This is a genomic window from Micromonospora sp. NPDC085948 (assembly GCF_040686315.1).
Classification (GTDB): Bacteria; Actinomycetota; Actinomycetes; order Mycobacteriales; family Micromonosporaceae; genus Micromonospora.
In genome coordinates, this window is sequence record NZ_JBFBJW010000002.1 from 124,443 (window position 1) to 135,458 (window position 11,016).

The following is an 11,016-nucleotide window of genomic DNA, read 5'->3' on the forward strand; positions in this document are numbered from 1 at the left end:
GGTTGTGGCCGGCGCGGCCAGCGGTCAGGGCGTGAGCAGGGTGGCGAGTTGGCGCTTCCAGGTGCTCAGCAGGGCGGTACGGCGGGCCGAGTCGTCGTTGAGCAGGTTGGCCACCCCGAGCCCGCGGAGCAGGTCGAGAGTGGCCTGGACCGCCTCGCGGACACCGGGTCGACGCTCGTCGACACCGAGTAGGGCCACGGTGAGGCGGTGCATCTCCCGGCCGACAGTCGCCTCCAGCGGCACCAGGGCGTCGCGGAGTTCCTGGTCCGTGCGGGCGGCGACCCAGAGTTCGAGGGCGGCCACGAACAGTGGCCCGGTGAACGCCACGCCGAGCAGGTCGATCACCCGGTCCAACCGCTGCGGGCCGGCCGGCAACGCCTCGGCCTCGGTGCGCAGCTCGACGGCCCGCCGCTCGGCGAGATGGGCCACGGCGGCTGTCACCAGTGCCGCCTTCGTCGGGTAGTGGTGCAGTTGGGCACCGCGCGAGACACCGGCCCGCGCGGCGACGACGGTGGTCGTGGTGCCGGACCAGCCGTGCTCGATCAGGCAGTCGACTGTGGCCTCCAGCAGGCGGGCCTGGGTGGCGCGGCTGCGCTCCTGCTGAGGGACGCGCGTCGATGCGGTGGGCACCGGACCAGCCTGCGGCCTCGGAAACAAACAGTCAAGACTGACTTTTTTTGGCCGCCGTTCGGCTCGCCGCCGAGGCGTCGATTGCCGTACCGGTCAGCGGCCAGGTCCGAGCGTCGTCCTGGTTGCGGCGGTTGTCCTGGTTCGAGCCGCACGAGGTAGCGGCATTTTCGTCTGTCACGGTCACCCCCCACCCAGGGCGGCCGGCCGGCCCGGATCACGACCGGGCCGGTGGACGCCGACATCGCGGCCGGCGCTCACTCGTTCCATGACAGCCGTCCCCACCGTGTCCCGGAAGAGCAGCCGCAGGTCGGGACAGACCGGCTTCAGCGGCCGTCGCGGGGAGCGAAGACAGCGAGCGCCTCGGCGTCACTGTGCCGGGACCGCAGGAATTCGTCGGCCCACTCGGCGGCGTCCGGGAAGGTCGACTCGGCGGCCACCCGCGCGCAGGCGGCATCGACGTCGAAGCGGGTACGGCGGAGCTGGACGCCCGGCCCGAGCAGCGCCCAGTGCGCCCCCGCGCCGCCGTACGGCATGCCGATGCTGCCCGGGTTGACCACCAGACGTCGATCGACCAGCCGGGTGAAGGGCATGTGGGTGTGGCCGCAGACCACCGTCGTCACCTCGGCCGGCACCTCGGCGAACACCTCCGCCCAGCGCTCCATCCGGGTGTCGACGAGGACGACCTCCTGGTCGTCGCGCGGGGTGGCGTGGCAGAACAACGTCGGTCCGAGGCCGTCGATCTCCAGGGTCACCGTCAGCGGGAGTGCGGCCAGCCGATCCAGTTGGTCGTCGCGGAGCTGCTCGGCGGCCCAGTTCGACACCTCGATGGAGGCGGGGCGGCCGGCGCGGGCCTCGACCAGCTCGCGCTCGCAGTTGCCGCCGACCCAGCAGACCCGGTCGCCGAGATCAGCGAGCAGGTCCAACACCTCGACCGGTTGTGGACCGGCCGCGATGTCCCCGGTGAGCACGATCAGATCGGCGGTGGCGACGTCCGGCTCGGCCAGCACGGCCTCCAGCGCGGGCAGCACACCGTGGATGTCGGAGAGGACAGCGACTCGATTCGGCATCAGCCCACCCTGACGCTGGCGCCGAGCCGGGTCCAGCGAATCTGCGGCGGGCAGACGAAGAAATCCGGCCCGGTCCGCGTGCTGCGGGCCGGGCCGGAACGTCGCGGGCGCCGGGGTGGTAGCCCGGCGCGCCGGGTCAGACGCGGGCGCGCCGGGCCAGGCGCTCCGGGTCCAGGATGATGATGCTCTTGCCGTCCAGTCGCAGCCAGCCACGCGAGGCGAAGTCGGCGAGCGCCTTGTTGACCGTCTCCCGGGAGGCGCCGACGAGCTGGGCGATCTCCTCCTGGGTGAGGTCGTGGGTCACCCGCAGGACGCCACCGTCGCGGGTGCCGAACCGACCGGCCATCTGGAGCAGGTTCTTCGCGACCCGACCCGGCACGTCCGTGAAGATCAGGTCGGCGAGCGAGTCGTTCGTCCGGCGCAGCCGCCGGGCGAGCACCCGGAGCAGTTGCTCGGCGATCTCCGGGCGGTTGGCCAGCCACGGCCGCAGCGCCTGCTTGCGCAGTCGTACGAGCCGGGTGTCCGTTACCGCGGTGGCGGTCGCCGTACGCGGACCCGGGTCGAAGAGCGACAGCTCACCGACCATGTCCGAGGGCCCCATCACCGCGATCAGGTTCTGCCGGCCGTCCGCTGCGCGGCGACCAACCTTGATCTTCCCGGACAGCAGGATATAGAGGCTGTCACCGGGCTCGCCCTCATTGAAAACGATCTCGCCCTTGCGGACTTCGATCGTCTCCATCTCCTTGGCAAGCGCCTCGGCAGCTTCCGGGTCGACACCCTGGAAGATCCCGCTGCGGGCCAGTACCTCGTCCATCGCGCACCTCCGGTTGCGCGTGCCGTCCGTCGGCCGGGTCCGCCGTCCGCTGATCCCCTCGCGCGCCGCCAAGTCTAGGCGCACATGAGCTTGAATCAGAGGTCGCCCCTGGAATCTTGATCGTTGGGCGTAACCTGCCCGACGTGCTGAGCGAGCCAACTCTGACCAGTCGCTCCGAGGACGGGTGGGACATTCCGCTGCTCGTCTGGCGCGCCGACGGACCTCTGCGGGCCGTCAGCAGCGGCCCGCTGGGCGGTGGAATCGGTGCCCGGCACTGGGTGCTGAACGCGACAGTGCCGATGTCGTACGACCGGGACGACCCGGCCGCCCACCTGACCGCGCTCGCCGCCGACCTCGCCCTCGACGGACCCGGCGTTGGTCTGCTGACCGGCGTCGACGTGGCCGAGGTGGTGGCCCGGGCCGACACCGGGGTCCGGGCCTGGGCGACGGTCGGGCTCGGCACGCCGGTGCGCGCGGCCGAGCCGGCTCCGGCCGGGCTCGTCCAGCGGGTCGGCACGGTCAACATCGTGGTGTACGTGCCAGCCCGACTCGCCGACTCGGCACTGATCAACGCGGTGGCCACGGCGACCGAGGCGAAGACCCAGGCGATCACCGACCTCGGACTGCCGGGGACCGGCACCCCGACCGACGCGGTCACCGTGCTCTGCCCGGTCGACGGGCCGGAGGCCGCGTACGGGGGGCCGCGCTCCACCTGGGGCGCCCCGCTCGCCCGAGCGGTGCACGCGGCGGTGCTCGCCGGGGGTGCTCGGGCGGTCGTGCCCTGGTCAGAGCAGCTTCCCGACTGAACTTCCGACCGATCGGCTGTCGTCGGCGCGTTGCCGGCCCGGTAGGGTCGCGAGCGATGTATGCTCCCGCCTCTCTCGCGTCCCGCCCGCGTCGCCGCGTCGTGCTCGGCCTCGCCGGGCTGCTGGCCGCCCTGCTCGTCGCCGGCTGCGGCGACCCCGGCGGGGAGAAGGCTCCCGTCTGGCAGCCCGGTGCCGGCGGCGGTGGCACCGGCGCACCGGTGACCGCGGCCGGCCCGGAGGCCACCGGGCCGGCGGACTCCGCCACGGGCGGCGCGATCTCGCTGTCCGCCACCGGCGACATCATCATGGGCAACGCACCGAGCCGGCTGCCCGCCGCCGGTGGCAAGGGCTTCTTCACCTCGGTCACCGAGGCGCTCAAGGCCGACCTGGTGATGGGCAATCTGGAAGAGCCGCTGACCGTGGACACCGGCACCGGCAAGTGCGGTGCCAACTCCACCCGCTGCTTCCAGTTCCGGGCCCCACCGGAGTACGCCGCGCACCTGCGCGACGCCGGCTTCGACGTGCTCAACCAGGCCAACAACCACGGCTACGACTACGGGCCGAAGGGCTACGAGAACACCCAGCAGGCGCTGGAGAAGTACGACCTGGAGCACACCGGTGCGCCGGACCAGATCACCGTGGTCGACGTCAAGGGCGTCAAGGTCGCGGTGGCCGGCTTCTCGTCGTACGTCTGGTCCAACAGCCTGGTCGACATCGCCGAGGCGAAGACCGTGGTCGCCAAGGCCGCCACCATGGCCGACCTGGTCGTGGTGCAGGTGCACATGGGTGGCGAGGGCGCGGACAAGACCCGGGTGAAGCCGGGCACCGAGATGTTCCTGGGCGAGAACCGGGGTGATCCGGTCAAGTTCTCCCACGCCATGATCGACGCCGGCGCCGACCTGATCGTCGGACACGGGCCGCACGTGCTGCGCGGCATGGAGTTCTACCAGGGCCGGCTGATCGCGTACAGCCTGGGCAACTTCGCCGGCGGCGGCAACTCGCTGAGCAACGATGGCCGCCTCGGCTGGGGCGGGGTGCTCAAGGTCTCGCTGAAGCCGGACGGCAGCTGGGCCGGTGGCTCGTTCACCTCGACGTACATGAACGACGCCGGTAAGCCGACGATGGACTCGAACGACAGGGGTCTGGGCCTGATCGGCGACCTGAGCGGGAGCGACTTCCCGAAGAGTGGCGCGCGGTTCGACGAGCAGGGCAAGATCTCTCCGCCAACGGGCGGCTGACCCGAGCGGGAACGTCCGGGGCGCGACGTAGGCTGACCGTCGTGACCAGTAGTCCCCCCGGTGCCAGCGAGACCGACCTCGGGCGCACCCGCCGCGCCCGCAAGATCGGCCGGGTGCTGACCGAGACGCATCCCGACGCGCACTGCGAGCTGGACCACTCCAGCGCCCTGGAGTTGTCCGTCGCCACGATCCTCTCCGCGCAGTGCACGGACAAGAAGGTCAACGAGGTCACCCCGAAGCTCTTCGCCCGCTATCCGAGCGCCGCCGCGTACGCCGGTGCCGACCGTGGCGAGATGGAGGAGCTGATCCGGCCCACCGGCTTCTACCGCAACAAGACCGACTCGCTGATCAAGCTGGGCCAGGCCCTCCTCGACCGGTACGACGGCAGTGTCCCCGGCCGGCTCGCCGACCTGGTGACGCTGCCCGGGATCGGCCGTAAGACCGCGAACGTGATCCTCGGCAACGCCTTCGACGTTCCCGGCATCACCGTCGACACGCACTTCCAGCGGCTGGTCCACCGGTGGCGGCTGACCAGCGAAACCGACCCGGTCAAGATCGAGCATGCGATCGGCGCGTTGTACCCGAAGCGCGACTGGACCATGCTGTCGCACCGGATCATCTTCCACGGGCGGCGGGTCTGCCACGCCCGCAAACCGGCCTGTGGCGCGTGCACGCTCGCGAAGCTCTGCCCCTCGTACGGCACCGGCCCGACCGAGCCCGCCGCCGCCGCGAAGCTGCTCAAGGGGCCTCGGGCGCGGGACCTGGCGGTGGCCGCCGGCGTCGACCCGGAGCTGGTGCCCGCCCAGGCGGTCGCCGCGGAGGTGCCATGAACCGCCGCCTCGCCCTGGTGATCCTGCCGCTGCTGCTGACCCTCGCCGGCTGCACCAGCGGTGCCGCCGACGATCCGGCCCCCCGCCGGGCCGCCGCCGAGCGACCATCACCGTTCCGGGACTGTTCCACGCTGACCGCCCGACCCACGGCTGCCTCGCCCGGCTCCGCCACACCCGGCGCGACCGCCCCCGCGTCGCCCGCCGCCACGCCCGACGCGACGGTCTCCGCAACCGGCGCCGACGCGACGGCCCCCGCCGCTGGCGGTCAGGCGCTGCCGGAGCTGACGCTGGCCTGCTTCACCGGCGGCGCGCCCGTCGCCCTTCGGGACGTGGCCGGGCCGGTGGTGATCAACGTGTGGGCCTCCTGGTGCCCGCCGTGCCGCAAGGAGCTGCCCGCCTTCCAACGCCTCAGCGAGCGGGCCGCCGGTCAGCTCCAGGTGGTCGGGGTCAACAGTCGGGACAGCCGCAGCGGCGCCCAGGCCATCGGTGAGGACTTCGGCATCCGGTTCCCGATCCTGGTCGACCAGGGTGAGGCGCTGCAACGCAAGCTGGAGCGCAGCTTCTTCCCCATGACCATTCTGGTCGGCGCCGACGGTCAGGTCCGGCACATCGAGGCCAGTGGCGCGCTCGACGACGCCCAACTCGCCGCACTGGTCCGTAAGCACCTCGGCCTGACGGTGCCCGCGTGACCCGTCGACCGCCCGAGTGGATCGAGCCGTTGCTGACCCGGCTCGGCACCGCCCGCGCCGAGGACTTCACCCGGCTGACCACTCCGGCCGAGGGTGGTCGGGAGAGCGCCGTGCTGGTGCTGCTCGGCGAGCAGCCCGGTGTCGGCCCCGACGTGCTGGTCCTGCAACGCGCCGCCACCCTGCGTACCCACGCCGGCCAGCCGGCCTTTCCCGGGGGCGCGGCCGACCCGGAGGACGCCGACGTCCGGGCCACCGCCCTGCGCGAGGCGAACGAGGAGGTCGGCCTCGACCCGACCAGCGTGACCGTACTGGCCGAGCTGCCGAAACTGTGGATCCCGGTCAGCGACTTCGTGGTCACCCCGGTGCTGGCCTGGTGGCACGACCCGCACCCGGTGCACCCCCGGGAGCCGGCCGAGGTGGCGCACGTGGCCCGTCTGCCGGTGAGCGAGCTGGTCGACCCGGCCAACCGGCTGCGGGTCCGCCACCCGAGCGGCTGGATCGGCCCGGCGTTCTCCGCACGGGGGATGCTCGTCTGGGGCTTCACCGCCGGGGTGCTGGCCACCCTCTTGGAGATGGGCGGCTGGGCTCGGCCGTGGCCGCGTGAGCGGGTGGTGGAGCTGCCGCCGAGTGGAGCGGCCCCGGCCCCGTCGGCGGGCACCGACGACGCCGACGAGAGTGCCCTGCGCTGACCGCGCCTTCACTTTCCGCAAGCGATGGTCATCCGGTGGGCACACTGCCCGTACGCTTGACCCGTGTCCGTCGTGGATCTGCTGCTGCTCCTGCTCATGCTCCTGTTCGCGATCAGCGGATACCGTCAGGGCTTCGCCATCGGCATCCTGTCGCTCGCCGGGTTCTTCCTGGGCCTGCTGCTGGGCCTCCAGCTCGGGCCGCTGTTCGCCAGGCAGTTCGTGGATCCCGTCGCCCGGGTGCTGATCTCGCTGGTGGCGATCTTCGGGCTGGCAGTGATCGGTCAGGCGCTCGCCGGTTGGCTCGGCTCACGCCTGCGTAAGACGATCACCAGTGAGGTGGGCAGGCGGGCCGACGACATCGGCGGAGCCGTCGTCTCACTGCTCGCGGTGCTCCTGTTCGCCTGGCTGATCGCCGTGCCGTTCGGCTCGTCCGCGGTGCCCTGGATCGCCGCCGCGGTGCGCAACAGCGCGCTGATCACGGTGGTGAACCGGGTCCTGCCCAACCAGGCCCACGATCTGACCACGGCGTTGCAGGACACTCTCGACACCGACGGGTTCCCGGACGTCTTCGGTGACCTCGCGCCCACGCGCGCCCGCCAGGTCGAGCCACCCGACCCGGCACTGGCCGGCTCACAGGTGGTGGTCAACGGGCAGCGGTCGGTCGTCAAGGTGCTCGGCTCCGCACCCAGCTGTTCACGCCGCATCGAGGGTTCCGGCTTCGTCTACGCCGACGACCGGGTGATGACCAACGCGCACGTCGTCGCCGGGACCCGTACGGTCGCCGTGGAGCTGGGCGGCGAGCGGTACGACGGCAAGGTGGTGGTCTACGACCCGGACCGGGACCTGGCCGTGCTACTCGTACCCGGACTGCCCGGTCCGTCCCTGCGGTTCGCCGCCGGTAACGCGGGCAGCGGCGCCGACGCCATCGTGCTCGGCTTCCCGCTCGACGGCCCCTACAACGCGCAGTCGGCGCGGATCCGCGACGTCGACCGGATCAAGGGACCGGACATCTACTCCGACGGTGACGTCACCCGGGAGATCTACACGATCCGGGCGCTGGTCCGCAGCGGCAACTCGGGAGGTCCGCTGCTCTCCTCCAACGGCCTGGTGCTCGGCGTGATCTTCGCGGCGGCGGTCGACGACTCGAACACCGGCTTCGCGGTGACCGCGGCCGAGGCCCGCCCGGTCGCGCTGGCCGGTGCCGAACGTAACCGGCAGGTCGGCACCGGCGAGTGCACCTGACCGCCGTGCGGGGTCAGCTGGGGGCCGACGCGGCTCGTCGCGCGGTCGGCAGCTTCGCCCGACCCCACCGCAGCCCGCGGTCCAGCACGGCACGGGCCATGATCGCGACGCAGGTGCCGCCGTTGAGGAAGGACGCCACCACGTCGCTCGGGTGGTGCATCCCCCGATACATCCGGGTCAACGCCACGCCCAGCGGCACCATCAGCAGCAGCGTCCACCAGGCGACCTTCGCCCCGGTGCTGCGGACCCGCAGCGCCATCAGCACGGCGATGCCGACGTAGAGCGCCACCGCCGCCGAGGTGTGCCCGGACGGGAAGCTCGACGTGGGCGGCGAGACGTCCATGTGCTCCACCGCCGGCCGCTGCCTGTCGATCACCATCGTGGTCAGCAGGAACACCAGCGCCTGGGCGGTGACCGCCGCGCACAGGAACAGGGGCTCCCGCCAGCGGTTCAGCCAGAGCCGCAGCGCCAGCGCCACCAGTACGGTGACCACGACGATCATCTGGGTGCTGGCCAGTGTGCTGAACACCAGCGAGACGTTGTTCCAACCGCCGGTGCGGTCACCGGCGAACTCCCGATTCACCGCGTCCTCGACGGTGAACGGCCAGGTCCGGGCGAGCACCCGGGTGACCAGCACTCCGAGCAGCACCATGACGCCGAACAGGAGGGACACCGGCAGCAGCACCCGCCGGACGATCTGGACCACGGTGTCGGGCATGAGCCGGCAAGTACCCGTTCGGCGTCGTCGGCACGCCTCAGGTCGCGCCGGGGTGCCGCTCGATCTCGGGAGCGACGCCGTCGCGGGCCGGCCGGACCGGTCGCAGGCCGGTGTGCGCCCGCCAACTGGTGAACGCGGCGGTGGTCGCCGCGACCACCGCCACGCCGAGCAGCCAACCGCCGAGCACGTCGCTGGTGAAGTGCACACCGAGCGCCACCCGGCTCAACCCGGTCACCACGGTGAGCAGCAGTGCGCCGACCCAGAGCGCGACCCGTGCCACTCCCCGGCCGACGTACGGCAGAAACACCAGCAGCAGCACCCCGGCGGTCAGGGTGGCGTTCAACGCGTGACCGGACGGGAACGAATAGCCGGCGGCCCGCGCCACCGGGTCGAGCAGCTCCGGTCGGTCCCGGCCGACGAGCAGCTTCAGCAATGGGCCGAACAGCCCACCCACCACCATGGTGGTGGTCGCCCAGAGGGCCAGTCGGCGGGCTCCCCGGCGCAGCAGCCAGATCACCACGAGCAGGGCGGCTGCCCGCAGCGGCATCGGCGCGAACACCTCGGTCCAGGTGTGCATCAGCACGACCCAGGCCGGGTGGTCGACGGCGTAACCGTGCAGCGCCTCGGTGACCGCCGTGTCCAGCCGGTGCAGCGGTGCCCAGGCGCCGAGCACCAGCAGCGCGAGCAGCGCGAAAGGCACGAGCACCAGGAACGCCGCCGTCGCGGCCAGGGTGAGCCGCAGCCCGAGCGAATGGTCCGGGTCGAGTCGGCGGTGCCGCCAGGACGGGTGCCGGGCGGTGCCGAGGGTACGTGGGCCGGGCGCGCTCATGCGAACCGTTCTACCCCACCATTCGGCCGGTCAGGCCTGCCGGTGGGCCTCGATCATCGGGACCGCTGGCGGAGCCGGCGCACCAGCAGGGTGGCGCCGCCGGTCAGGGCGACGAGAAGCATGAACCCGGTCCACAGTTGCTCCGGTGCCGACGTGTCCTCGCCACCAGCGGCCCGGGCCGTCCACCGGCTCTGCTGACGAGGAGCGGCGAGACCGAGCGGATTGCTGCCGGCGCCGGCCACCGAGTCGTCAGCGGAGCCGGGAGCCGGACCGAAGCCGGTCACCCCCGGCGACGTCTGATCATCGAGCGGGTTCGCGGTCACCGATGGCACGTCGGCGCTCAACGCGGCCACCGGGTCGACCATCCCGTACCCGAAGCGGTCGTCCCGGCCGGTCGGCCCGAGGTCCCGGGCGGTGGTCAGCAAGCGGTTGACCACCTCACCCGCGGACATCTGGGGATAGCGGGACCGGACCAGCGCGGCGGTGGCCGCCACCAGTGGCGCGGCGAAGCTGGTGCCCTGCACCCGCCAGTACCCGCTCGGGGGTTTGGCGCCGACCAGCCCGGTGGCGGGAGCGCTGAGCACCGTCGCCCGGCCGGTGATCGACCCGGACCACAGGTCCTCGCTGTTGCGCTCCAGGCCGGCGACCGCGATCACCCCCGGCTCACGCGCCGGATACCACACCTTGGTGCTGCTGGAGGTGGCCAGGTTGCCGGTGCAGGCGACCACGACCACGTCCCGGACGAACGCGTAGTCCAAGGCCGCCGCCAGGGCGGGGCTGTCGCCGCTGCCGCCCAGCGACAGGTTGATCACGCGGGCGCCGTGATCGACCGCCCAGCGGACCCCCTGGGCCACGATCAGCGCGTCGTCGTAGCGGTTGTCCTCGTCGAGCACCCGGACCGGCAGGATCCGCGCGTCCGGCGCGAGGCCTACCACGCCCCGCTTGTCGTCCTTGCGGCCGGCGATCAGGCCGGCGACTGTCGTGCCGTGCCCCACCGGATCCGGTCCCGCGCCGCCGCCGGAGCCGACCAGATCCTGACCGGGCAGCACCTGGCCGACCAGGTCCGGATGGCTGCCGTCCACCCCGGAGTCGACCACCGCGACGGTCACGCCCCGGCCGGTCGAGCTGCGCCAGGCCGTCTCGGCCTGCAACTCGTCGAGCTGCCACTGCTCGTCGCGGACCTGATCGGTGCGAGCGATCGTGTCGCCGGGGGCGAACACCGTCGGCCCGCCGGCCAACTGGCCGCCGTGGCTGGGCGCGGTCACGGGTACGGCCGCCGCGGTCGGCGCGACGACGGCGAGCGCCGCGGCCGCACCGAGCAGCGCCCGGACGGTCGCCCGTCGGGCGGCCGACGGACCGCTGTGCCGCACCCCTGTCACATCCCCAGCCATTCATCCCGACGGAACCATGACGATCGGAGATTACCGGTTTCCCCACCCGTCACGGGAAGAACCGGCGAGTCGG

Annotated in this window: 12 protein-coding genes; 6 read left to right on the plus strand and 6 right to left on the minus strand. The window is 72.4% G+C overall.

Annotation, left to right across the window (positions count from 1 at the left end; all coding sequences use genetic code 11):
- Positions 1–24: 24 nt before the first annotated feature.
- From AB0O48_RS06330 to AB0O48_RS06340, 3 genes are all read right to left on the minus strand, one after another.
- Positions 25–630, minus strand: coding sequence for a TetR/AcrR family transcriptional regulator (locus AB0O48_RS06330; RefSeq protein ID WP_357252940.1), 606 nt, complete (start codon positions 628–630; stop codon positions 25–27).
- Positions 631–953: 323 nt separating this feature from the next.
- Complete coding sequence (locus tag AB0O48_RS06335) at positions 954–1,697, minus strand: metallophosphoesterase family protein (RefSeq protein WP_365063564.1); 744 nt, start codon at positions 1,695–1,697, stop codon at positions 954–956.
- A gap of 136 nt (positions 1,698–1,833) precedes the next feature.
- The gene (locus AB0O48_RS06340) at positions 1,834–2,511 is read right to left on the minus strand and encodes a Crp/Fnr family transcriptional regulator (protein ID WP_110563686.1); all 678 of its coding nucleotides are present in this window, start codon (positions 2,509–2,511) and stop codon (positions 1,834–1,836) included.
- Positions 2,512–2,654: 143 nt separating this feature from the next.
- On the opposite strand from AB0O48_RS06340, the gene AB0O48_RS06345 reads away from it, so the two are divergent.
- The 6 genes from AB0O48_RS06345 to AB0O48_RS06370 all read left to right on the plus strand — a co-directional run bounded on the left by AB0O48_RS06345 (position 2,655) and on the right by AB0O48_RS06370 (position 8,005).
- Positions 2,655–3,317 (plus strand): adenosylcobinamide amidohydrolase, encoded by a 663-nt coding sequence (locus AB0O48_RS06345; RefSeq protein ID WP_357252935.1) that lies wholly within the window; start codon positions 2,655–2,657, stop codon positions 3,315–3,317.
- A gap of 56 nt (positions 3,318–3,373) precedes the next feature.
- The gene (locus AB0O48_RS06350) at positions 3,374–4,555 is read left to right on the plus strand and encodes a CapA family protein (RefSeq protein WP_365063568.1); all 1,182 of its coding nucleotides are present in this window, start codon (positions 3,374–3,376) and stop codon (positions 4,553–4,555) included.
- Positions 4,556–4,596: 41 nt separating this feature from the next.
- Entirely contained in the window at positions 4,597–5,385 is a 789-nt protein-coding gene (gene nth / locus AB0O48_RS06355; protein ID WP_357252930.1) for an endonuclease III, read from the plus strand.
- Positions 5,382–6,074 (plus strand): TlpA disulfide reductase family protein, encoded by a 693-nt coding sequence (locus tag AB0O48_RS06360; RefSeq protein WP_365063571.1) that lies wholly within the window; start codon positions 5,382–5,384, stop codon positions 6,072–6,074. Before nth ends, AB0O48_RS06360 begins: the two co-directional genes overlap by 4 nt.
- Positions 6,071–6,763 (plus strand): CoA pyrophosphatase, encoded by a 693-nt coding sequence (locus tag AB0O48_RS06365; RefSeq protein WP_357252925.1) that lies wholly within the window; start codon positions 6,071–6,073, stop codon positions 6,761–6,763. Before AB0O48_RS06360 ends, AB0O48_RS06365 begins: the two co-directional genes overlap by 4 nt.
- Before the next feature lie 63 nt (positions 6,764–6,826).
- Positions 6,827–8,005 (plus strand): MarP family serine protease, encoded by a 1,179-nt coding sequence (locus tag AB0O48_RS06370; RefSeq protein WP_357252922.1) that lies wholly within the window; start codon positions 6,827–6,829, stop codon positions 8,003–8,005.
- A 13-nt stretch (positions 8,006–8,018) separates the two neighbouring features.
- Here the strand turns inward: AB0O48_RS06370 and AB0O48_RS06375 are convergent, their stop codons facing one another.
- Genes AB0O48_RS06375 through mycP form a run of 3 tightly spaced genes read right to left on the minus strand, consistent with a single transcriptional unit; the run spans position 8,019 to position 10,943 of the window.
- On the minus strand, positions 8,019–8,723 hold the full coding sequence (locus AB0O48_RS06375) for a phosphatase PAP2 family protein (RefSeq protein WP_357252919.1): 705 nt from the start codon (positions 8,721–8,723) through the stop codon (positions 8,019–8,021).
- 37 nt (positions 8,724–8,760) lie between these two features.
- A complete protein-coding gene (locus tag AB0O48_RS06380; RefSeq protein ID WP_365063576.1) occupies positions 8,761–9,552 on the minus strand; it encodes a phosphatase PAP2 family protein in 792 nt (263 codons plus the stop codon).
- 53 nt (positions 9,553–9,605) lie between these two features.
- Positions 9,606–10,943 (minus strand): type VII secretion-associated serine protease mycosin, encoded by a 1,338-nt coding sequence (mycP, locus tag AB0O48_RS06385; protein ID WP_365063579.1) that lies wholly within the window; start codon positions 10,941–10,943, stop codon positions 9,606–9,608.
- Positions 10,944–11,016: the final 73 nt, after the last annotated feature.